The 25,700-nt window shown below is 38.6% G+C and carries 18 protein-coding genes; all 18 read right to left on the reverse strand.

Going from position 1 to position 25,700, the window contains the following annotated elements; genetic code table 11:
• Window positions 1–14 precede the first annotated feature (14 nt).
• Entirely contained in the window at window positions 15–1,031 is a 1,017-nt protein-coding gene (locus QZ379_RS00315) for a DUF5119 domain-containing protein (RefSeq protein ID WP_291556791.1), read from the reverse strand.
• Window positions 1,028–2,155, reverse strand: coding sequence for a DUF3575 domain-containing protein (locus tag QZ379_RS00320; RefSeq protein WP_291556794.1), 1,128 nt, complete (start codon window positions 2,153–2,155; stop codon window positions 1,028–1,030). Before QZ379_RS00320 ends, QZ379_RS00315 begins: the two co-directional genes overlap by 4 nt.
• A gap of 240 nt (window positions 2,156–2,395) precedes the next feature.
• On the reverse strand, window positions 2,396–3,253 hold the full coding sequence (locus tag QZ379_RS00325) for a hypothetical protein (protein ID WP_291556797.1): 858 nt from the start codon (window positions 3,251–3,253) through the stop codon (window positions 2,396–2,398).
• A gap of 388 nt (window positions 3,254–3,641) precedes the next feature.
• Window positions 3,642–4,397 (reverse strand): succinate dehydrogenase/fumarate reductase iron-sulfur subunit, encoded by a 756-nt coding sequence (locus QZ379_RS00330; RefSeq protein ID WP_291556800.1) that lies wholly within the window; start codon window positions 4,395–4,397, stop codon window positions 3,642–3,644.
• A 48-nt stretch (window positions 4,398–4,445) separates the two neighbouring features.
• Window positions 4,446–6,428, reverse strand: coding sequence for a fumarate reductase/succinate dehydrogenase flavoprotein subunit (locus tag QZ379_RS00335; RefSeq protein ID WP_291556803.1), 1,983 nt, complete (start codon window positions 6,426–6,428; stop codon window positions 4,446–4,448).
• Between the two features lie 33 nt (window positions 6,429–6,461).
• Window positions 6,462–7,151 (reverse strand): succinate dehydrogenase/fumarate reductase cytochrome b subunit, encoded by a 690-nt coding sequence (locus QZ379_RS00340; protein WP_291556806.1) that lies wholly within the window; start codon window positions 7,149–7,151, stop codon window positions 6,462–6,464.
• 134 nt (window positions 7,152–7,285) lie between these two features.
• Window positions 7,286–8,848, reverse strand: a complete 1,563-nt coding sequence (locus tag QZ379_RS00345) for a S41 family peptidase (RefSeq protein ID WP_291556809.1) — start codon at window positions 8,846–8,848, stop codon at window positions 7,286–7,288.
• A 185-nt stretch (window positions 8,849–9,033) separates the two neighbouring features.
• Window positions 9,034–9,486 carry a pantetheine-phosphate adenylyltransferase gene (coaD, locus tag QZ379_RS00350; RefSeq protein ID WP_291556812.1) on the reverse strand — a complete coding sequence of 151 codons (453 nt, stop codon included), beginning with the start codon at window positions 9,484–9,486 and terminating at the stop codon, window positions 9,034–9,036.
• A 5-nt stretch (window positions 9,487–9,491) separates the two neighbouring features.
• Window positions 9,492–11,432, reverse strand: a complete 1,941-nt coding sequence (locus tag QZ379_RS00355) for a DNA topoisomerase IV subunit B (RefSeq protein ID WP_291556814.1) — start codon at window positions 11,430–11,432, stop codon at window positions 9,492–9,494.
• Between the two features lie 119 nt (window positions 11,433–11,551).
• Window positions 11,552–12,685 (reverse strand): N-acetyltransferase, encoded by a 1,134-nt coding sequence (locus QZ379_RS00360; protein WP_291556817.1) that lies wholly within the window; start codon window positions 12,683–12,685, stop codon window positions 11,552–11,554.
• A 305-nt stretch (window positions 12,686–12,990) separates the two neighbouring features.
• Window positions 12,991–14,427, reverse strand: a complete 1,437-nt coding sequence (locus QZ379_RS00365) for a glycosyl hydrolase family 28 protein (protein ID WP_291556820.1) — start codon at window positions 14,425–14,427, stop codon at window positions 12,991–12,993.
• Window positions 14,428–14,525: 98 nt separating this feature from the next.
• Complete coding sequence (locus QZ379_RS00370; protein ID WP_291556822.1) at window positions 14,526–15,920, reverse strand: glycosyl hydrolase family 28 protein; 1,395 nt, start codon at window positions 15,918–15,920, stop codon at window positions 14,526–14,528.
• A 74-nt stretch (window positions 15,921–15,994) separates the two neighbouring features.
• Window positions 15,995–17,299, reverse strand: coding sequence for an alginate lyase family protein (locus tag QZ379_RS00375; RefSeq protein ID WP_291556825.1), 1,305 nt, complete (start codon window positions 17,297–17,299; stop codon window positions 15,995–15,997).
• Between the two features lie 13 nt (window positions 17,300–17,312).
• Window positions 17,313–18,773 carry an IPT/TIG domain-containing protein gene (locus QZ379_RS00380; protein ID WP_291556829.1) on the reverse strand — a complete coding sequence of 487 codons (1,461 nt, stop codon included), beginning with the start codon at window positions 18,771–18,773 and terminating at the stop codon, window positions 17,313–17,315.
• Between the two features lie 18 nt (window positions 18,774–18,791).
• Window positions 18,792–19,958 (reverse strand): DUF5013 domain-containing protein, encoded by a 1,167-nt coding sequence (locus QZ379_RS00385; RefSeq protein ID WP_291556832.1) that lies wholly within the window; start codon window positions 19,956–19,958, stop codon window positions 18,792–18,794.
• A 22-nt stretch (window positions 19,959–19,980) separates the two neighbouring features.
• Window positions 19,981–21,783: a RagB/SusD family nutrient uptake outer membrane protein gene (locus tag QZ379_RS00390; protein ID WP_291556835.1), complete on the reverse strand. Its 1,803-nt coding sequence runs from the start codon at window positions 21,781–21,783 to the stop codon at window positions 19,981–19,983.
• Between the two features lie 18 nt (window positions 21,784–21,801).
• Window positions 21,802–25,011 carry a TonB-dependent receptor gene (locus tag QZ379_RS00395; RefSeq protein WP_291556961.1) on the reverse strand — a complete coding sequence of 1,070 codons (3,210 nt, stop codon included), beginning with the start codon at window positions 25,009–25,011 and terminating at the stop codon, window positions 21,802–21,804.
• A gap of 51 nt (window positions 25,012–25,062) precedes the next feature.
• Window positions 25,063–25,590, reverse strand: coding sequence for a sigma-70 family RNA polymerase sigma factor (locus QZ379_RS00400; protein ID WP_291556838.1), 528 nt, complete (start codon window positions 25,588–25,590; stop codon window positions 25,063–25,065).
• Window positions 25,591–25,700 lie beyond the last annotated feature (110 nt).

Genomic DNA, 25,700 nt, shown 5'->3' on the forward strand with positions numbered 1-25,700 from the left:
AATAAAATCTCATCTCAATTAATAGGAAGAGGTATATCTATAAAATCGCCCCATCCATCGACATCCGGATTAAAAGCACCGGCTCCTTCCATACCGTCCTCATCACTCACTTCAATGCCATCCACTGTTATCACTCCTCCACGAGGTTGTGCATTTACCTGCTCCGTAACATCAAAATCGTAAGTCAGAATCTTTCCATTCATCAGTCGCACCTCAAGGTTAAGAGTATAATATGCCGGATTTCCATCTGCTCGTGTATAATGGTCGCCCGGATAGTTCGGAACTCCGAAACTCTGCATACATGCATCTGCTCCGAAATCCGTAAGTTCGCAATCAAAAAGTATCGTAGCCGCATTGCCATCGGTATGACCGTCGTTCAGGTAAACCTTCTCTGCCATACCTGCCAAGGCTCCACGTGCCAGGGCTACATATTTTAATCCATGAGCAAACTCGTATCGTATAAGGTATGTGTATGTAAGAGGATGCATAGTAACCGGCATCTCAATCTTCTCCAATGTCTTTTCACCGATACATTCGTCTATATAGCAGCCATAAAGTTGGTCCGGCTGATTCATTGTACGTTCGTCTTTATGCAATTCTTTCAGTGTAGCACGCGATACAGAGCGTGTAGTAGCTGTGGTCATAGAAGACTCTGCGGTATTATTGAATACAATATACTCAGTATCATTATTATATAGCATAACCGAATGTCTGCCTTCCCGTATCGGCAATCGCCCTCCCTCAGGCGGCAGATTTGATTCACTATAATAACCATCATCACCATAAGCTATTACCCTGATACCGTTTGCCACTTTCGGACGTAAATCATCATACTCGTAACGATAATCTGCTGTCCACAGTTCCTTCCAGTCATATCCATATGTACGTTCCCATTCCTGTTCCCATTCGGCTGAAGCATACAGTTTAACTGTCATAGAATGTTCGTCATGATTATAGCATAATTCCTTACGGCAACCCTGGAATATAAACATTAGCAATAAGCCTAATATCATTATGATATAGTGCTTCATCTTTCACCTCCTTTCTTTGTTTCAAACCATTTTCCAAAATCAAACAAAAAGGCAAATTTCAGTCGTAACGGTCCCAAGAAGTTTGTACGACTTGTACGCTGATATGCGTAATGTCCGTCCATAGGCAAATATTCTTCATATTTTGCACTCATGAATCCTACACCGGCACCGGCTTCAAAGCCAAGATATTTTCTGATAGGAAAAGTATAGGAATAACTCAGACCGGCCATCCAAAGTTCTCCCAGAAACCCTGTCTTCTTATACTCAAGATCATACCAACCGGCACCTCCAAAAAATCCGACACTGTGATAATGCCCATCCTTACGTGCATCGAACCTATATCTCAATTCAGGTATCAGTGTTGCCATCTGGTAATACCAATGCTTGTTATTGTTGTGCCACCATGCTATAGATGTCTCCACTCCAACAGACCAATGGTCATTAATCAGATACTCTATTTCCAATGATGGAGCCAGCATTGCATCATATAGAAGATTTGACTTAAAGATGAAAGGCAAGTGTAATCCATGAGACGTTGGTTCCTCTACCGGAGTAACTGTTCCCGGCTGAAATTTCTCTATGAATACAGGCTCAGATATTGCAGAAGAAACCGGAATAGAAACCTGAGAAGTCAAAGGTTCGAACTTTGGTTCCTCCCTCTTTCTTACCGGTTCAAATCCCGGAAGATATTCTATACCTACCACTGCCACTATTTCTTTATTGCCATTATATGTATCTACATGATTACGAGTCTTGTAATACAGTTCTTTCATCCAGTAATTAGTAATAAAATATGATTTTACCTGATTACTTCGATTCTTCGCAGCGGCCCTGTTCGCCTTATAAGTGGGAAAGGATGTACAATAACCATGAATTACCACAACAGCCTTACCTGCAATGATATCATCTTTATGACTATTAATCAATTCAAGAGCACGGGAAAGCGATTCTCTAAAGCCTAACTTCTTTGAATCATAAAACATAAGGTCTTTAGGAATAAAACGAAATATTATAACAGTATCCTCAGATGAGCCAATATTCTGAAACAAATTGGCAGAAACCGCCTCTGTGTGGAAAGGCAATACCAATAGCAAAACAAGCAAACATCGAAAAAGGATTCTCATAATAACAATGTTTTTTACCATCTTTACATTTACACAAAAACTTATAAATATCTCATCCGACCCCATATTGTAACTAATATGTAAAGATATTAAACATACTCACTATAACCCCACAGAATAATTTACCGATTTGTCACTTACTATTACCAGTTTGTCAAGCTACAAAACACCATCTTAAATAAATTAAATCATTAAGGCATGATTTTTTAGGAATATAAATTACACACTATGGGAAGGGAATTATCTCATTTGTTCCTTAAACACCTTAGGACTGATATCATATTTTTCCTTAAACAATCTGTAAAACGTAGTAGAACTAGGCAATGCACTCGCCTCTCCTACTTCCTGTATTGACATCTCAGGATGATTTTTAAATAGGAATATAGAATACTCCAGACGCATATCATTAAGATAAGAGTTCAGATTTCCACCACCTGTATACTCTTTTATTATTGTAGCAAAACGATTTCTATCAACGCCCATAAGTCGCGCAAAATCATCTCTCTGCATCTGATAATTCAAATACAGACGTTCATCGCGAACCTTCTTGTCAAATTGGACAAAGAGTTTATACTCCTGAGGCATTTCATCAAGATTCTTTATAAAATTCTCTTCTGAATGTTCTTTCGTTTCATTAAGTTCCCCAAAAAGTGTCGAAAATCTCTTAATCTTTGTATTTAACCGTTTGATGTAATAAAACACCCATATGAACATAATGAGAAAGAATAATGATACTACAGCAAATAATATCATTAATTGATAATTTTTCTGCAAGTCGTTCTCTATTTTTTCGAGTTCAAGTTTATATTGAAGTAAATCAGAAGTCCGGTTTTCAAATAGTACATGTTGGCTATCAAGATTCCATCTATGAGGCTCATAAATTTCCTTTGGTTTACTTAAAAGCTGAAAAGCATACTCATGCGCTTTACCATATCTAAACATTGAACAAGAGGCGTAACTGCTTGCCTTATGTAATAATCCTTGAGGTAAATCTATTACTTGCAACCTTAATATATTATTAAATGCACAAATATTGGATATAAAAAAAAATATTAACGAAACAATAATCCCCATAATATCACTAAAATCAAAGTCCAACTTATGTCAACATGAAAGTTCACGTTTCAAATATAATGAATATTAATTTTACCCCCCCCCGTTAACTTTGATTAACTTTTTAAACATCGTTTTAACATTAGGACTATTACAAAATAGCAGTACAGGAATTTTTCAGGAAATAAAAAAAGGGGACAACGCCTTGTCCCCGTACCTTGTTAACCTTAAATCTAATACTATGAAAAAAATCACGGTGTAAATATACGGCTTACATGCGAGGCATGCAAAATTTTCAGACAAAAATCACATCCATTTATATATATTTCACACAAAAAGCCATCATTTAAAGACTTTTCATTGATATTTGTACAAAAAAACTCCGACATCGGAATGATGCCGGAGTTTTATAAAATATAGAGTTTCTATATTATCAGTCTTTCAACTTAGCCTTGATGAAGTCGCGGTTCAGACGAGCAATGTTGCTGATAGAAACGCACTTAGGACATTCAGCCTCACAAGCACGAGTGTTTGTACAGTTACCGAAACCAAGTTCGTCCATCTTAGACAACATAGCTTTAGCACGACGCAAAGCTTCCGGCTTACCCTGAGGAAGAAGGTTCAACTGGCTGACTTTCGCAGAAACGAAAAGCATTGCAGAACCGTTCTTACATGCAGCTACACAAGCACCACAACCGATACATGTAGCAGCATCCATAGCTTCGTCAGCGATAGTCTTAGGGATAAGGATTGCGTTTGCATCCTGAGGAGCTCCTGTAGATACGCTTACGAAACCACCAGCCTGCATAATCTTGTCGTATGCAGAACGGTCAACCATCAAGTCTTTGATTACAGGGAAACCTGCAGAACGCCATGGTTCAACTGTGATAGTGTCACCGTCTTTGAAACGACGCATATAAATCTGGCAAGTAGTAGCACCTGTTGCAGGTCCGTGCGGATGTCCGTTGATGTACAATGAGCACATACCGCAGATACCTTCACGGCAGTCGTGGTCGAATACTATAGGTTCTTTACCTTCTTCAATCAACATTTCATTCAAGATATCGAGCATTTCGAGGAATGAAGTATCACCCGGAATGTCTTTCATCTGGAATGTATCGAAATGACCTTTATCCTTAGGTCCGTTCTGACGCCATACTTTCAGCGTAAATGATATATTTTTATCCATTTTACTTCTTTTCTTTAAATTGTTTTACTTCGTCTCAGATTAGCTCAATTAGCTCTTGTAGTTACGAGTCTGTACTTTGATTGCTTCGTAAACCAATGGTTCCTTATAAAGTACAGGAGCCTTGTCGTCGCTTCCCTGGTATTCCCAGCAAGCTACATAGAAGAAGTTCTCATCATCACGTTTTGCTTCACCTTCTTCAGTCTGGTGCTCTTCACGGAAGTGACCACCACAAGATTCTTCACGGTTCAAAGCATCGTAAGCGATAAGCTGACCCATTGTGATGAAGTCGTCAAGACGGAATGCCTTGTCAAGCTCGATGTTCATACCTTCTTTTGTTCCAGGGATAAACAGTTCTGTTTCGAATTCCTTGCGGATTTCTTTCAAGCGTTCAAGACCTTTAGTCAAACCTTCTTTTGTACGTCCCATACCTACGAAGTCCCACATTACGCGACCCAATTCCTTGTGGATTGAATCTACAGACTTCTTACCTTTGATGTTCATCAAATGGTCAATCTTAGCCTGTACAGATTTTTCTGCTTCAACGAATTCAGGAAGGTCTGTAGAGAAGCGAGGAACAGTAATCTGGTCTGACAAGTAGTTCTGGATAGTGTATGGCAATACGAAGTAACCGTCAGCAAGACCCTGCATCAATGCAGATGCACCAAGACGGTTTGCACCGTGGTCAGAGAAGTTACATTCACCGATTGCGAACAGACCCTTAACAGTAGTCTGAAGTTCATAGTCAACCCAGATACCACCCATTGTATAGTGGATAGCAGGATATATCATCATCGGGTTGTAGTACTTGCGTCCGTTGATTTCTTTAGCAAGTTCACCCGGATTAACGTCAGTAATTTCTTCGTACATATCGAAGAGGTTACCGTAACGCTGAAGAACTACGTCAAGACCAAGACGTTCGATACTTTCAGAGAAGTCAAGGAACACGGCAAGACCTGTGTTGTTTACACCGAAGCCAGCATCGCAACGTTCTTTCGCAGCACGTGAAGCAACGTCACGTGGAACCAAGTTACCGAATGCAGGATAACGGCGTTCCAAATAGTAGTCACGGTCTTCTTCAGGGATATCGCTACCCTTCTTAGTTCCAGCCTGAAGTGCTTTAGCGTCTTCAAGTTTCTTAGGAACCCAGATACGACCGTCGTTACGGAGTGATTCTGACATCAATGTAAGCTTAGACTGCTTGTCACCGTGTACAGGAATACAAGTTGGGTGAATCTGAACGTAAGCAGGGTTAGCAAACATAGCTCCCTTACGGTAGCAAGACATAGCAGCTGTTACGTTACATGCCATAGCATTAGTAGAAAGGAAGTAAGTGTTACCGTAACCACCGGTAGCGATAACTACTGCGTGAGCAGCGAAACGTTCAAGTTTACCGGTTACAAGGTTCTTGGCGATGATACCGCGAGCACGGCCATCAACCAAAACCACGTCAAGCATTTCATAGCGAGTGTACAATTTAACAGTACCTACACCTACCTGACGGCTCAATGCAGAGTATGCACCGAGAAGCAACTGCTGACCTGTCTGACCTTTAGCATAGAAAGTACGTGACACCTGAGCGCCACCGAAAGAACGGTTGGCAAGTGTACCACCGTATTCACGAGCGAAAGGAACACCCTGTGCCACGCACTGGTCGATAATATTGTTAGAAACTTCGGCAAGACGGTAAACGTTAGCTTCACGAGCACGATAGTCACCACCTTTAACTGTATCGTAGAAAAGACGATATACAGAGTCACCGTCGTTCTGATAGTTCTTAGCAGCGTTGATACCACCCTGTGCAGCGATAGAGTGTGCACGGCGTGGAGAGTCCTGGATACAGAAGTTGAATACACGGAATCCCATTTCACCAAGTGAAGCGGCAGCAGAAGCACCTGCCAAACCTGTACCTACAACGATGATATCCAAGCGGCGTTTGTTAGCCGGGTTCACCAATTTCTGGTGAGCTTTATAGTTAGTCCATTTCTCAGCTATTGGGCCTTCAGGAATCTTAGAATCTAAAACTTTAGTCATAATGTTTTTAATTTAATCAGTTACACTTTTCAATTAGCAAGCACCGCAACACATCATGTTTTTCAGGAAGAATACTACTGCTACAAGAGCAAATCCCAACACGATGATTGTTGAATAGATGTTAGAGATGCATTTCCAACGGTTGATCCAAGTCTTGTTGTTCCAACCCAATGACTGCATAGAGCTCCAGAATCCGTGAGTAAGGTGGAACCAGAGAGATGCCAACCAAACGAGGTACAACACGAAGAATACCGGATTAGAGAATGTCTGCATGATGTAACCGTAACCGTCTGTTGCGTGAAGACCGCCCAACATCGGGTCGCCGATTATTTCAGCAAACTGCATTTTGTACCAGAAATTGACAAAGTGAAGAGCCAATCCCAAGATAACGATGATACCAAGAACAAGCATGTTCTGTGAAGCCCATTCTACGTTCTTTGGTTTTGCTGTTACAGCATAGCGTTCGCTACCGCGTGCAGCACGGTTCTGGATAGTCAACCAGAAAGCGTAGATAATGTGAATTACAAACAAGGCAGCCAAACCTACTGTTGCAACCAATGCGTACCAGTTAGCACCCAGGAATTCGCAAATCATGTTGTATGCCTCACCTGAGAACAATGCAACAAGGTTCATCGCCATGTGAAATGTCAGAAACAGGACAAGGGCGATACCTGTAACGCTCATCACCACTTTCCTTCCAATAGATGAATTACTTAACCACATAACTGATTGATTTTAAATTATTTAATTATTAAAACTAAAATAGTTCTTATTTACGGTTCTTTGACTTGGCAAAGTTAGGCTATTTCCATCATTATTACAAACAATTAAGGAAATAATTCTTTAATAGATAAAAACTAATCTTCAATCAGCTCCAGTCCTTTCAGAACTGTTTCATTCATCGAATTTATAACCTGGAAATACTCGTTCATATCCCAAAGGTCGCGGGCAATGAGTGCTTTCAGTTGTGTTCTGATAAGCGGAAGGGCTGTTTTATACTCGTCTTCCTTATATTCTACCCCTAAAGTCTTGCCAAGAGCTATCAGCTCGTCCAGCATCTTGTCCGTAACTTCAAAACGCTTGTTGAAACGGTCGAATGTCTTGTATTTCTCCTTCCATTCGCTGCGATGAGCGTCTATAAGTTTCAGATTCTGCTGAACTATTGCCCCCTTATCTCTCAATGCAAGATAATAGTCTGTATAATAAGTAGTATCGATAGGCACAAAATAGTCAGGCATGATACCTCCGCCACCATATACTATTCGTCCTTTCTTCAATGTCTTGGTCTTCAGAGAGTCCGGGAAATGAATACTGTCGGCACTCTGCATCTCGCCTCGGTTATACCTCTCTATAAGATCTCTGTTATACTGTTCTATACTTTCGTATGGTTTCTGTATGCATCTGCCCGAAGGAGTATAATAACGTGCAACGGTCAGACGTATCATAGAACCGTCAGGAAGGTCGATAGGCCTCTGTACAAGTCCTTTCCCGAATGTACGTCTGCCCACAACGATACCTCTGTCCCAGTCCTGGATTGCTCCTGTCACGATTTCACTTGCCGAAGCAGAGAATTCATCTACCAGAACAACGAGTTTACCTTTGCGGAAATCTCCGTTTCCACGAGCTTTGAACTCTGTACGTGGGTTACGCTTTCCTTCCGTATAGACTATAAGTTCGCCTTTTTCCAATATATGGTTTGCTATTTCGATGGCAGCATTCAGATAGCCTCCTCCATTTCCCTGAAGGTCGAGTATAAGATTTCGCATACCTTTCTTCTGCAGCTTGTGAAGTGCATCTTCAAACTCTTCAGCCGTAGTAGCGGCAAAACGGCTTATACGGATATATCCGGTAGTTTTGGTCATCATATAAGAAGCGTCAAGGCTGTATACCGGTATCTTATCGCGCTTGACAGTAAACGGCAAAAGTTCAGACACACCGCGACGCATAACTTTCAGATTGACTTTTGTACCTTTCGGTCCGCGAAGACGGCGCATTATCTCCTCAGTACTCATCTTTACTCCGGCTATCACTGTGTCATTTACCTCTATGATACGGTCGCCGGCCAGGATTCCTACCTTTTCAGACGGTCCGCCTGACACAGGCTGGATTACGAAAAGAGTATCGGTAGCCATATTGAACTGCACTCCGATACCGTCGAAATTACCCACAAGAGGTTCATTCAGTTTCTTAACCTCCTCAGGGTCAGAATATGTGGAATGCGGATCAAGCTCTTCAAGCATCTTGATTATTGCATCTTCCACAAGTTTGTCTTCATCCACATCATCAACATAAAGATTGGCTATGGCGAACTCTGCCAACTGCAGTTTTCTGGCAGGAGAGTTCAATAATTTGTTCTGAGCCTCAACCATGAGGGCAGAAGTCAAAAACAAGGATAACGTAAAAAACAGTTTCAGTTTCATATCTTAATATTTTAGACAATGAGGCTAAATATCCTCATCCGAAAGCGAAAAAACAGATACCTGAATCAGGCCCTAAAAAGTATCAAAAAAAACGCTTCGTCATTTTAGTTCAAACGACGGTTCATTTTGATTAAAATGACGAAGCGTTTTTCAAACGTATGCAGCCCCTTAACAATAGAGGGGAATCACAGTTTCATTCCTTCAGGCAGGAAAGGAGTAACATCCTTCCCGAACTGGAGTAATTCGCGTACGATAGTAGAACTTACCGATGTCAGTTCAGGCTCTGTAAACAACAGTATTGTTTCTATACCTGCCATCTTACGGTTTATGTCGGCAATGGTTTCTTCGTACTCAAAATCGCGTACGGTGCGTATGCCTCGCACTATAAACTGCGCTCCACATTCACGTGCAAAGTCTATTGTCAGTCCGGAATATGCAGCGACCTTTATTCTCGGCTCGTCCGCATAGAGTCTGCTTATCATCTCCACACGTTTCTCCGTAGGAAACCATGTGCGCTTGCTATCATTTATACCGATACCTATCACTACCTCGTCCATAAAAGTAAGAGCACGTTTCACTACCGAGAAATGTCCGATAGTAAACGGGTCGAAGGTACCGGGGAATATTGCTTTTTTCATTTCATTTATAAATTAACATCTTCCTCTACCACCAGATTCTCAATGATGAAGTTCTGTCTTTCCATGGTATTCTTTCCCATATAGAATTCCAGAAGTTCCTTCACCGCATCAGTCTTTCTCAGAGTAACCTGTTCCAGACGCATATCCTCGCCAATAAAGTTGCGGAACTCATCCGGAGATATTTCTCCAAGACCTTTAAATCGTGTTATTTCCGGATTAGGTTCAAGTTCCTCAATTGCGGCCAGTCTTTCCTCGTCTGTGTAACAGTAACGTGTCACATAAGATCCTTTCTTTCTGTTTCTTACACGGAACAAAGGAGTCTGGAGTATATACACGTGGCCTTTCTTTATCAAATCAGGGAAGAACTGCAGGAAGAAAGTTATCATCAGCAGGCGTATGTGCATACCGTCCACATCGGCATCGGTAGCCACAATCACCTTATTATATCTAAGTCCGTCCAGACCGTCCTCGATATTGAGGGCTGCCTGAAGCAGATTAAATTCCTCGTTCTCATAAACCACCTTCTTGGTAAGTCCGAAAGAGTTGAGCGGTTTACCTCGCAAGCTGAATACAGCCTGAGTATTCACATCGCGGCTCTTTGTTATTGAACCACTCGCAGAGTCACCCTCGGTAATGAATATAGCACTTTCCAGACGCGGGTCTTTATCCTCGTCCTTCCTTGCAGACTTCACATCATTAAGGTGGATACGGCAATCACGCAGCTTACGGTTATGAAGATTAGCTTTCTTCGCCCTTTCACGCGCAATCTTTGTTACTCCGGCAATGGCTTTTCTCTCTTTCTCGGATTCCTGAATCTTCTGCAATAATATTTCTGCTACATCAGGATGCTTGTGGAGATAGTTATCTACATTCTCCTTTATGAAATCGCCAACAAATTTATTCACACTCACCCCGGAAAGCGGATAAGAATTGCCGTCAGAATCTTTTTCAGGAGCCATAGTAAATGAGCCAAGCTTAATCTTAGTCTGACTCTCGAATGTAGGTTCTATCACGTTTATGGCAATGGCTGCCACCAGGCCGTTACGTATGTCCTGAAACTCAAGATTCTTGCCATAGAACTCCTTTATGGTACGTGCAATGTGTTCCTTGAATGCACTCTGATGCGTACCTCCCTGTGTGGTGTGCTGTCCGTTGACGAACGAATAATACTCCTCGCCATACTGAGGGCTGTGAGTGAATGCTATTTCAATGTCCTCACCCGTAAGATGTACTATCGGATATATGCCTTGTGATGTCATATTGTCGTTCAGCAGATCCTCCAATCCGTTACGGCTCACTATACGTCGTCCGTTGTAATATATTGACAGCCCCGTATTAAGATAAGTATAGTTACGGAGCATTGTTTCGATAAACTCCGGACGGAAATGATAATTCTGGAAAAGAGTATTGTCCGGCTCGAAGAATATAAATGTGCCGTTCTCTTCGTCAGTGGAAGAAGTAGTGTCACTTATCAGCTCCCCTCTTTCGAATACAGCCTCGCGCATCTGTCCGTCGCGCACACTGCGTGCTATAAACTTCACACTGAGGGCATTGACAGCCTTTACACCGACACCGTTAAGTCCGACACTTTTCTTGAAAGCCTTGGTGTCATATTTACCACCGGTATTCAGCATGGACACTGCATCTACAAGACTTCCCAAAGGAATACCGCGGCCATAGTCACGCACCGATACTCTGAGATTATCATCAAGAGTAATGTCTATACGCTTCCCTACCCCCATCTTGAATTCGTCAATACTGTTGTCCACCACTTCCTTGAGCAACACGTAAATACCGTCCTCTGCCTGCGAACCGTCGCCAAGACGTCCGATGTACATACCCGGACGGGTACGCACATGTTCCATATCGCTCAAGTGACGGATATTCTCTTCCGTATACGACACTTGAGGTTCCGAAGCATTGATATTCTGATTCAGTTCATCCATTGTATTTTGAGTTTATAAGTTTGTGAGTTTATGAGTTTATAAGTTTAACTTAGTTGACCTTAGGTTGTGAATTTGTTAATGTCATCATCAACCAACTAAAAAACTTAAAACTTAAAAACTTAACATATCTTTCTCTTATAAGCACGACGGCGCTTATGCTGTTCAGACTCGAAAGCACTCCATTGCGACTGCACCTTCCTGTTTTCTTCCAGTTCAGGATTACTTTCTCCATATTCAAATCCCATTTCTTTATAAACCGGCACAAGGTCGTAGAACAGCAACGCATTAACTCCCTTACTCTGGTACTCCTGTTTCACACCTACAAGCAACAAATCAAGTATCTTAGGTTTCTTGATAAACAATGCCTTTAAAATGTGATACCATCCGAATGGAAACATCTTTCCTTTAGCTTTCTGCAGAGCCTCAGACAGCGACGGCATTGATATACCTACCGCAACCAATTCTCCTTCAGCATCTTCCACCAATGACACCATACGCAAGTCTATAACCGGAAGATACATCTTTATGCACTGGTCTATCTGCCCTTGTGTCATCTTAGAAAAGCCGTACAGAGGAGCATATGCTTCATTGATAAGGTCGAATATCCTCTGTCCGTAATTCTTCTCATTCAGCTCCTTACGTGTAAGTTTCTTAATCTTGAGATTATATTTCTGAAGAATTATTTCCGATATACGAACAAACTTCTCAGGCAGTTTCTCAGGCACTTTAAGCTTAAACTCTACCCAGTCGGCTTCCTTTTCAAAACCAAGCTTCTCTATGTGTTCAGGATAGTACGGATAATTATAGATTGTCGCCATAGTACCCAACTGGTCAAAACCTTCAACCAGCATACCCTCCGGGTCCATATCAGTAAATCCTAACGGACCTACCACATATTCCATACCTCTTTCTTTTCCCCATTTCTCAACTTCATTGATAAGAGCTTCCGACACCTCTGCGTCGTCAATAAAGTCTATCCATCCGAAACGCACCTCTTTCTTGTTCCATGTTTCGTTGGCACGGTTATTGATAATGGCAGCCACACGTCCCACAGGTTTATCATCCTTGAAGGCTAAAAAATACTCAGCTTCACAAAACTCGAAAGCGGCATTTTTATCCTTGCTAAGGGTGTTCACCATGTCGTCGTACAAATCGGGTACGGAATAAGGGTTGTTTTTGTATAATTCATAATTGAGACGAATGAAAGTATGAAAATCTTTCTTCGTCCTAACTTTCTTAATGATAATGGCCATTTTTATTAAATTGAAATTTCGGCGTAAAGTTAATGTTTTTTACGCTTTTATCATGGATATCATGGTAAAAAGTAAGTATTTAAGTTTCGCATTAATTCTAAATGGCGTTTATTTATTGTTCAATTGATGTTCATTTATTCAGATTTAACTCCGTTGAAATTCATTATTCCCTTAAACAGATTCTATTTGAGTACTGTTTAAATAGTAAAAAATTGTCCTATTGCAATACCAGCCAATGAACCTAAATCTTGAAAATATGTTTCCGAGATTTGTAGCAAGTTTATATGTTGTTTATATAATTATTACTACTTATCTAATTTTACAAAACTCACTTCTTCCACATGAGGACCAATATATATGCCTCCCATATCGCCCGTATGATACCACTTCGGTTTTCCCGGCATTTCGTCATATATAAATTCCCCGTTGATTTTCAGATTCTCAAACCTTATATTCTTTATTCCACGTTCCTCGTTATATCCTTCAATGATAGAAAGCTCTGCATTATCCCCGTTATATGAGATATTCCTGAAGAGAACGTTCTCTATTCCCCTACCCGGCGATTTACAATACTTCTTATTATAAAAGATACGCAGATTAAGCAACTGCCCCTGTCTGAAATTCTCAATCCTTATATCCTCGAAACGTACGTTTCGTATCAGATTATCATCGCCAGCGTTTATAGCCATACATCCCTGATAGTTAATCTGTTTTTCCTTATGGTCAAGTATGTCTATATTGATATAATTCAGATTCTCCAACACTTCCGGTTTGTCCGGATTGCCATGAATACCTATGAATATAGGATGAGCCACATCAGCCCAAAGAGTTGAATTTTTCATTGTAACATTACTGCTTGGACCCTCAAAGCCCAAACGAGTTCCATAAACCGTAGTACAGTCGTCCGAGTTACGACAGAATACCCCGTCGAAAGTAACGTTCCTGCTCGAAAACACATTCATTCCGTCACCCCAGCCATAATAGCTTATAACCTTTACATTCCTGATTGTAACATTCTCTGAACCTCCCGTAGCACATTGGGTAGCAAACAATCCTTCCACATAAACATTTCTGGAATTTGCTATTCTGATACCCATTTTCACTTTAGGGTCGATTATTCCCCTACCTATCAGTTTGACATCGTGCGCATTTTCTATGAGCATCTGACCTTTCATCACCGCTCCACCTGAGATATAGACTGTCTTTCCTGATTCTATTCTATATACGCCATCCTTGAACTCATGAACTCCCGGGCCGAAATAAACCACATCCCTGGAACTTTCAGTAATGTTATACTTATCTATAGGATTGGTAAACAGATGCAGATTTCCGAAAATATCATCGTTCACCTCTACAGAAAGATTTGCGGGTTTATCTAACATGAACATTAGTGTACTGTCGTTCACAATAGAGTGAGATATTGAATAAGACAAAGGACGAACCTTTACCTTATTAATATTCTCCGCCCTGCATACAATCTTTACTTCTACACTACCTTCAAAATCAAATGTTGCCATGGACGAGTTTCTTACATGATGTTTTGCATCAACCACTTCGTCCACATATATCATATACGATGGAATTTGTGTCCAGTCTTTTTTATCTGTAAGTTTTACAAATACTTTAAATTTATCATTCAGAGTTGCACCTTCAGGAGCATTATAAGTCTTCAATGAAGAAGCCGCCGACACTATAGGAAATCCTAATATTATAATAACAAAAATTGCATATATCTTTTTCATAAGTATAACTTTTAAAATTTATGCAGCAAAATTATACTCGTATGTTGGTTGTGTATATAAAATATGTATCAATCTATGACTAACTTGTAACAATACAATCATTTTACAACAACATTCTCCACAAACTCATTCATCAGGAAATAATCAAGTCCTTTGAGTTTCTTTCCGTTAATCCATATATCCTCAAAAGTGATATTCCTTGCCATTCTGTCTTTATCGAATCCGTAAATGACAGGACGGTTCTCACCTATGCCGTTGAATCTGATGTTTCTGAAAGTAAGTCCGTCTATTCCTCGTCCGGGAGCCTTGTCGTATTTAGGATTATAGTTTACACGGATATTGAACATCATACCCTCCTGAATGCTTTCTATGCGTATATCCTCAAACAAGATGTTCCTTGCCAGATTTTTGTCGCCGCAAACCACAGCCATACATCCCTGATAAGGATAATCATCCTCATCGTGTTCCAATATGTCGATATCCTTGAATGAAAGGTTTTCTATATTCTCACCTATCTCAGCTTCCGGGTCACCATGACCACCAATGTTTATAGGATGAGCGACATCAGCCCAAAGCACAGCACGACGCACATTCACATTGTTTGTACCACCCCACCAGTCCCAGCGGTGATTATAGAAAGCCATACAGTCGTCACTATTACGCATAAAGATATTCTCGACATCAATATTCTGGCAACTCATCATATCTATACCGTCCGACCATCCACGACAGCTGAAAGCCTTGAAATTTCTTACTGTAATATCCTTGGAACCACCTCCGAATATTGAATAATGGTCAGGGTTGATAACAGTAATACCATCGATATAAACATTCTTAGAGTCTGTAACCTCGATACCTCTAATACCTTTATAGATAATACCACGACCTATAATTCTTACGTTTTCAGCATGGTCTACCAGAAGTTTAGCCTCAACAACAGCTCCCGGAGCAAGATACACTGTAGTATTGCTTGGAATACTTATCTGATTGTTAGGAAGATCTTTTGGTCTGTGAGTTCCCGGACCGAAATACATCACCCCTTCCTTGCTTTCTGTATAAACTTCTTTCTCTACAGGATTTGCAAACAGATGTAGATTGTGCAGACGGTCACCATTGAATTCCACAGAAAGATACTGCGGTTTGTCAAGAGTAAACAGAATACAGTTTTCCACCTGTTTATACTCAACACCTTTCGATTTTGGTCTGATATCCACAGTCTGGATAATCCCGTTGTTCTTCTTCACCATTACCTCCACAGGTTCGTCCATGTCGAACTGTACCATAGACGCATCCTGCACCCTGTCCATATCCACTTGTACTTTATACTCGAATGTTTCCCTCCATTCTCCCCCTTTGGTCCTTACTCTTACGGTAAAGTCATCATTATGAGGAATTCCTGTTCTAAGACCTTCCAGATAAGTATAAAGTTGCGCATTAATTGTAAATGTAATGGCAAGCAGTAAGCTTACCATTACAATAAATCTATTCTTCATTATATTAATATTAAATTACCCGCTGACGGAATTAAATCAGTACATATTTAACTCTGCCAACGGGTTATTATTAATCATCTTGCATACATCAATGTACCGCACCCAAGCAAATCTAATGCTCCACCTGTTTCACCTGTCTGAGTTCCTTTTTCTGGTCTCATTTGGTTTACACCCATTAAAGTATATTGTGTCCATTTGGGCTCAACATTTTTTACTTTAGCATAATGCCCATATAAAACTTCCCACATAGGTCTTTGTGTTCCACGTGCGTCTGCTGAGATTTCAGTATGCCATCCATGTACACGGTTATAATATTCTACAAACGGGACATCAAGACCTGCAATATTATATTTTGCAGAATATTCAGCAGCTTTTAATATAACATTATCATTGTAACCAAAGAAATCATCTCCTTGATTCCATGTAATCTGCGCTATTATCCCAAGCAAACCTATTACAAGAGTTGCATGACCTTGGTCACGACCAGATTCTTGAATCTGTGCAAGTCCTTCATTCTCACCATCAAATACATGTACTATTGTATTTTTAAGACATCCGTTTCCTTCACCTTCAAGTAAATATTCGATTGCCACGTTATAAATATCGCGTCTGTCTGCCAATATACCTATAGACAATATAGCAGCCAAATTACACAAATCCCAGTTTGCCCAATAATTCATAACATCCGCATCGTGATGTCTTGTAAGATAATCCAAATTCATAGAATAAAACACATCTACCATCCATTTCTGGTATGCTGCAAAGTCTTCTCTATTCCATCCTTGATAATCACGCATAAGTTCACCAGCATTGGCAAATTGATAACCATATAATCCAGCAGCTAAAGAAACATTCGAGTCTCCACTTAAAGACTCACATTTTTGCGCCCATGCATTAAGAATATTAATAGCCGCATTAGCATATCCTTCATCACCGGTAATCTTCCAAGCCAAAGCATAATGATATGCTGCATGAGCCTGATTTCCTGCATTATTATAGTTATCCGATTCTGGTTCCCAAACTGTATTTCCTCCACGAATAAGTTTCTTTGTTGCATTAGGAGTAACCGTTATACCTTGAAAAGTACCATCATATGGAGCTGTAAAATGATTGTTGCTCATCAATGCATTCCAACCATCTATCCATGGTGATGTTTGAGAAGCGACATTTGTCTTTGCACGATCAATATCCTCCTGACTATGTAAAGCACCTGGATGAACAAAAGCTACACTTTCGTCTTTTATCTCTATGGTATGTTTGATTTCTTCTTCCTGTTCCTCCTCTGTAACCCAGTCACGTTCTATAGGGTCTATATCATCCCCACAAGCTGTAGTAATTAATAAACAACTTAATAAGTAAAAATATTCTTTTAATATCATAATATATTATTTTTTAATCATTACCTAAATAAATAATAGACACTGAATTAACCTTAAAATTTGCATTACTAACAGTTAGATTTCCAACAAATCCAAACGCACAATTAGAAGTCCCATTATTTGTCAACTCTATTTCTTCAGTAAATGCGCTTTTATACTCGTTATTTCCCAGTTCTACTTTTATTTCGTCATTAATATTAATCTCATCGCCTACAGAGCCAACAATATATAATCTATTACTCTTACTTAAATAGGCTTCTTTAAAATTAACTACGAACTTATACTTTCCTTTAGGAAGACTCACTACTTGATACATTTTTCCTTCTTGTATTTGAGTACTCGGTCCACCCCACGATGTTGAATACTGCATACATAAAAATGAATTCTCAGTATTATCAAATGCAAGACCTCCATAATTGAAGCTATCGCTATATATCAATGATTTAACATTATCAGTAATAATCCAATCTGCAGGAGTAGACCATTTATCAATATTTTGAGAACCTACAGTTGTTATAAAGTCATTATCAACATTAAAAGGTTGCTTATAATTCTTCAATACATATTCAGAAATATCTGTATTAGCAGTCAAAATCTGTAATTCTGTAGTAGATTCTGCTGTACGTCCATTACGTGTAACAGAAACCTTACCACCTGTAAATCCTGCAGGGACTGTTGCTTTTATCTCCGTATTTGTGCAATTAGTTACAGTAGCTTCTACTGTTCCCAAAAGAACTTCAACATCTTTAGTTGAATCACCAAATCCAGTACCTGAAATTGTTATTTCATCTCCCTCGAAAGCAAATTGCTCACTCAAAACATTATTCGATTTAATAGAAGTAATAGCGGCCTGTTCCAGAAATTCAAAGTTCAATACATTTGAGGCACTTCTACCAAGAATTGACAGATTTATCTGATACTCTCCAAATACAGTTACGGCAGGAATTTTAGCTGTAATCTCTGTTTCAGTACATGCAGTAATCTCAAACTCTACTTCTTCATCATCTATTATAGAATAAAGCTTAACATCCTCTATCGTTGTACCAAAATAATTTCCTGTAACTTTCAATTCATCACCAGCGTATCCCTGCTGTATAGATATAGCTGTTATTTCAGGGTCTGGAATAACTTGAAATTCCATATCTGTTACAATGGTCTGTTCCATTACTTTAACAGTTAAAGGTCCTGTCTGAGTTCCTTCCGGAACTTGTACTTGAAGCTCTTTATCTTCACACTTTATTAATGTTACTTCATTTTCTATACCTGTGAAGTAAACTTTGACAAGTTCTTTTGAAGCTCCAAAGTTGGTACCATTTATTGTTACTAAAGTGCCAACAACACCACGCTGGGGAAGAATAGAAGTTACAGTTGCACTTGAGTCCGGATTCTGTAATTCTACTATTTCCTGTTCATTATCATTGCAAGCACTAAACAGTGCCAACATAAAACACGGTATTAATAATATTTTTCTCATAATTATATTCTCTATTTATTATTTTAACTCAAGTTTAAGCCCTGTTGCTCTGAACCAACTATTAGGATTAAATGTTGCAACAAATCCTAAAGCTACTTCAGTTTGTTCTTCCGTTATTTCAAACTCAATACTAATATCTGTAGGAGTCTTATTTTCACTTGAACCAAAATCATGATAAGCCAGACAATTGTCAATATTATCTATATCAGGAAGCTCATTGCCTTTAAAGATTGCAAGATATAACTTAGAACTACTATTTATACCATACTCCTTAAATGATACAGTCAGTTTATATTTTCCCTGCGGCAGAGTAGTTGTTTGATACATTTTACCATTAGTAAAAGAGTCCCATCCCCAACCAGCTTGTAAAATAAGATTATCGTTGTTTAGTCCTGCAACCTTATCTGTTGCACCATTATTTAATACAGACCTTGCAGCATCTGTAACAGTCCAATCTGCCGGTAACAAGGTTGAAGGTGAAATACCTTTTTGGGCATCAGTCATATCAGGATCAATCTTAAACGGTTGTTCATAATTTTTCAAATATGCTATCGTAACGTCCCCTTTCTTTGTTGGATTTAATACAGGACCTACTTCTATATCAAGTCCATTTACATTAAGTACGAGTGCGCCTGTTGGGAAATCAGCTGGAGCATTAACTTTTACCTCCGTTTCCGTCCATGATGTTACTTCCCCATTTATTCCACCAAACGTTACATAAACATCATCTATTGATTGACCGAATTTATCACCTTTAATAGTAATTTCATCATAAGGGTTTACAACAATGGTTCCAGTAGTTGTAATATATTCGGAAACAATAGGAGATTCCCAAACCTCGTATTTGCCGGCAGTCACAGTATTTGTCCATACCTTTAATTCAACGTCGCCAGACATCGCTTTTTCCGGAACCTGTACAACGATACAGTTATCTTTACATGATTGTACATTCTCTGCTTCTATGCCACCAAAATATACAGAAACAGCTTCCGTTCTGTCGCCAAAGTTTTTACCATATATTATTACTTGAGATGTTACATATCCTGCTTCAGGAGATATCTTCTCAACTACAGGAACAGGATAAACATATTGTTTTATATTAGCATCTTTTTCACATCCTGAAACAAATAAGATGATAATAAAAAAGACACATAGACTCTCTATTTTATTAAATATACTTTTCATACCTTTTCTAAATATATAAATATTAATATCCAGGATTCTGAACTAAGTTAGGATTCAAATCTCTCTGTTTTTGAGGAATTGGCCAAAGATAATGTTTCTTTGCAAAAGAATGGTTAGATTTGCTACTAATTACCACGCAAGACAACTCGCCATCACCAGTCTGTACCTTTTCTTCTCCCCAAGGGAATGTTCCAGTCTTATACATGGAAGTATTAACTATTCCGTCAGCCGATTTAAACTCTGTTTCATATCCATCTCCACCTACAACCATACCTAACCTTGATTGATTTAACTCCTGTTCCGCAATACCCCATCTTTTCAAATCATCAAATCTGAAACCTTCCATAAACAACTCAATAGCTCTTTCTCTACGAATTTCAGAAAGCATATCCATAGCATATCCATTAGCCTTACATTCCTCTATAAACTCATTGGTAAGAGGTTCAACACCACCTCTTGCCCTCAACTGATTAATTCCGGAAAGTTGCTCATTTGTCACCTCACCGTTCCTTTCATAACAAGCCTCAGCATAATTCAGGAACACTTCAGCCAAACGCAATACAGGATAATTTGCTGATTCTTCTTTTTCTTTTCTATAAGCAGGATAATTATGAGAATAGAATTTAGAACAATTATATCCTGCAAGTCCCCTATCCAAAACAACTGAACCTTCTTCCGGAATCACCCCTTGGTTCGTGTAATTCATTAAACGGAAATCTCTATTCTTATATTCATCTCCAGTCTTATGATAACCTTCAAACTGTTCAGAATATTCTATAGGCAAACCGTCCTGGCATAAGAACATATCTATCAATTTACGACTTGGAATCATTGAAGCTACCGTATGGCTTAGATTTGTTCCACCCTGTCTTAAAACATAATCATAAACTCCATAAAGAATAAATTCATTATTTGATGCTTTAGTTAAACCAGCAGGATTGCTACCTTCATCTTCAAGATTAAACAAGAAGTAACTACTTTGATTAGGTATTTTTGTATTACTATTATAGTTCCATATTTGATATCCACCATTATAGATTACATCCTGACATAAAGTTATAGCCTCATCCAGAAATTCATTTATCTGATCTTTTTCGGGACCTTCAGACCCCTTAAAATCTGTAGAAGTTCCATTGTATTTTCTCCAAGTAGCTTCATAGAGCAATACACGCGCTTTAAATGCCTTTGCCGCCATAACACTTACTCTTCCTTTATCCGAGCTCGGTATATTCTGTTCCAAGGGAAGATTCTTAATAGACTCACTCAGATCAGACAATATTAAATCAATAACATCATATCTACTTGCCCTGGGGTTCATTAACTCTGGAGAGTCTGTATCAAGAACAGTTTTTACAATAGGAATTCCACCGAACGTTTTTAAAAGCATAAAATAATTATATGCTCTAAAAAAATACGCCTCAGAGACATATTGAGCTATTTCAGATTGTTCTCCAGGATATGTTTCTGCTTTTTTCAATAAAATATTTACAGTGCGTATGTAATTATAACACTTATCCCATCTATCATCATTGGTAGGTACAACAATTGTTCCTCTACCTAAATCAGAAGAAGCCAAAAAGTTAGAAGATAAATCGGAAGATGAGTCCATATAGTTATATATGGAATAACTTCCATAAGGTGTACGCCATCCTAAAAGTTGACTATAAAAAGAAGCCGAGTAATCTTTAAAGTCTGAAGCTTTCTGAAAGTAAATAACATCAGTGCGCTGATCCTGAGGATCAAGATCCAGAAATAAATCCGAACATCCTGACAACCCCAATCCCATGACACATCCAATTGCTAAAGAAATATATTTATTTTTCATAACATTCTTATTTATTGTTTATAAAGTTACATTTATACCAAATGACCAAGTTCTGGAGAACGGATAACCTGAGTTCTGAGACATCTCTCCCATTTCAGGATCAAAGCCATCTTTTATTTGTGTTGCTTCCCACAAATCATTTCCAGAGAAATACAATCTTACTTTTTCAAGTTTTGCTTTTATTGTCCATTGACGCGGTAATGTATATCCTACTACAAGAGATTTCAAACGGATATATCTGTTATTCTGTAGCATAAAATCATTATTAAGATAGTTCCATGCAGCTCTGTCCGAATATACCGTCAAACGTGGATATTCTGCATTCGGATTATCCTCTGTCCATGTTTTACCCAAAAAGCTTGGATTCTGGTTAGTATAAGTAGCAGAAAATGGATAAGCCATCCATCCTTGACGCATAATCAATTGCTTACCAACACCCTGGAACAAAGCATTGAAATCTATACCTTTCCAATCACCACCAAGTGTTATACCAAAAGTATAATGAACATTTGCATCACCCATATAAATTAAGTCACTGGAAGCACCACCTTCTGCTGAGATACATTTATCTCCACTCATATCAACTCTTTTAATATCACCAGGTCTGAGTTCCGTTTGACTACCATAAGCAAGTTTTGCCATATCCCCACCTTTATTGGCATATTTTGCATAATAAGCATCTACTTCTTCCTGATTTGCAAAATAGCCATCTGTTTTATACAAGAACCAAGAATTTAATGGATAACCATTCAAATTGTTTTTTCCGGCTTTGAATGTATCTGCTCCTTCAAGATCCATAAGTTTACTTCTTGAATCACTCAAGTTCGCGGATATAAAGTAATTAAAGTCTTTTACTCTATCTCTCCAGGTTAACGAAACTTCCCATCCTCTTACACGTAGATGTCCGCTATTGGTTTTTGGCGCTGAACCACCCAATACTGATGGATATGATACAGAAGAAAGCATTCCTTTATTTTCTTTAATAAAATAGTCCCAATTAAAGACTAAACGATTATTCAGAAAATTCAAGTCCACTCCAATATTTTTTTGTTCTACTCTTTCCCATGTTCTTGTCAAACTTATAAGTCCTGAATTATTAAGAGATGTAGATATTACGGAAGCAGCTGGATATCCAAGAATTGCTGTACCTTGATTTATTGTTGATACATAGTCATAATTTCCTAAACCCACATCATTTCCGGATGCACCATAGCTTAAACGTACTTTACCAAAATCAAGACCAATAAATGAAGATATAGGCTTTATAAAATTTTCTTGTGTAAAAACCCATCCTAAAGAAAAAGAGCCATAATTTTGGAACCGATAATCTTTGGCAAATTTCAAGTTACCATCTCTTCTTCCCATTAACTCCAAAAGGTATTTTTCTTTATAATCATAATTTAGTTTGGCTATATAAGAATACGTTCCATTATGATATTTACCTCCACTATTACCAAGCAGTTCACTATCAGCAACATTCAAGTCATAAACACCGTCATCAGTGAAATTCAGTCTTCCTGCTGCTACCTTTTTTACCTGATTTTTCTCTGCATTAATACCCAATAAGGCAGATACGTTGTGTTCTCCGAACTTATTATTATATTTAAGTAAAGCTGAGTAATATTGATAAAAATAATTCTCCGCAACAGTCAAATATCCCGGATTATTATGAGCCAAATTAGAAGGATCAGTAGTACTCAAAGTAGGTTTTGTTACAGATACCACTTGCTCAGCTGGATTACCAAACCAATCATATGTCTGAACAGGAGTTACATATCTTTCTCTTCTGAATTCCTCATTTTGGAATGAGGCCATACCCTCAAAACTTATTCCTCTCCATATATCTACTATTGCTTTTACGTCAATACGGCTTGTTAAAGATTTTTTATTATCTCTACCACCATCTGCTGTAGCAGCTACAGGCTGTCTGTCACCAATTGTTCCATAATCGGCATACCATTGGCCATATGGATTCTTTGCCGGAAACAAAGGCATTTCCTGCGCATAAAGAGAAGCATCGAGGCCAACTGAAGGTCCCTCTGTATTTGTCTGTACCAAACTTGCAGCAGTTTCTAATTTCAACCATTTGGTCAATTGGTTTCCATAGTTCATTCTAAGATTCAATTGCTTCTGACCATCATAAGCAGTAGCTAAGTTTCCTTGATTATCTGCATAGGCCAAAGAAATACGGTAGTCAGATTTTTCTGTAGAACCTGCCAAACTTAAATTATGCTGATAAGAAAATCTTGTAGCAAACATTTCATCTATACGATTGGCATTACCGATAAAGATGTCACCATAATACTGTGTTGGATAAATACCTTCAATACCCTGAGCCATTTTTTCCATATTATCTCTTGATACCCAAGCCCACCAGTTTTCAACCTCTTCTTCATCATTTGCTGCCAGCCACATTTGGGCATATTCTTCCATTGTTGATGAATAACCAGTTATACCCAAAGTATTGAAACGCATATTGAAGTTATAATCGACCTTAAGTTTACCTTTACCTTTTTTGGTAGTAACCAATATTACACCATTTGCGGCCTTTGCTCCATAAATAGAAGCGGCACCATCTTTCAGCACTGATATACTTTCTATATCATCAGAGTTCATATTTTGAAATGATTGTCCATTGATAGCCGGAACACCATCAATCACAATTAGAGGCGATCCACCATTAACTGATGTAGCACCACGAATTTGAAAACTAAGATCCTCATTTCCAGGGCGTGGAGACGTACGTGTTACAGTCAGACCAGGAGTTTGTCCCTGCAAAGCCAATCCGACATTAGTAACAGCTCTACTTTCCAAAGCCTTTCCATTTACTTGTTCAATGGATCCTGTCAAAGTTGCTTTCTTTTGAGTACCATAACCTACAACAACGACTTCATCCAGAAGTTCACTATCTTCTGCCATTGTTATCATAGATAGATTCTTATCAGAAGCCTTAAGTTCAACAACCTTATATCCAATATACGAAATTACGATTACTGAATTTTTTGAAGAAACATTGATAGTATAATTACCATCAATGTCAGTTATCACTCCATTAGAAGTACCTTTTTCCAAAACACTAGCACCGATAATAGGAAAGCCATCAGGTCCCAATACAGTTCCAGTTACTTTTACAGTTTGCATTGTAACTTGAATACCGTCAACATCTGCAAACAAAGGATTACTTACCCCTGCAGCTAAAGCAGAAGCTAAAGCCATTGATATAAGCATCCTCTTAGATGAAAAGTTCATAAATTCATTTTTCATGCGATTCAATTTTAATTATATACACTGTTTTATATATTCTCTCACTTGTTTACGGGCTAATAGTAAATGACCTTCAACAGTCCTTTTTGACAGACATAGTTCCTTTGATATTTCTTCCGAGGTTTTCTCTTCATATCGGTTTTTCATGTAGATAACCTTTCTCTGCTCTGGTAACGACAGGACTTTCATTCTCTCAAGATTTTCCAAATCGTCATGTATAACCTTAACATCGGCACTGTCATCGTATTCACTTGTATTTTCAAACATATAAATATCAATTTCCTGTTTTTTTTGAAAGTGTCTGAGATAATCTATAATCAAGTTACGTGTTACGGTAAACATAAAACTTCTAACTGTTTCTTCGCACAAAGTCTTGCCGTATTCCATCATCCTTAGAAAAACATCTTGCGTAATATCCAATGCATCATCATAATTATTGATACGCCTGAATACATAATAAAGAATCAAATCCTTATCATGTACATATGTTTCGGCAACCAGTTTGCTGATTTTGTTTTTAGATATGAAATTTGTATTTTCCATAAAATATGTTTTTCGATTACAAAGGTATGGTTTACCTTTATTTCAATTCATTAACTATGTAACAAATGATGTAAATATGGTAACATAATAAAGAAAACCGCTCAGAATAT

Origin of the sequence: Bacteroides sp. (assembly GCF_019417265.1) — a bacterium.
Lineage (GTDB): Bacteria > Bacteroidota > Bacteroidia > Bacteroidales > Bacteroidaceae > Phocaeicola.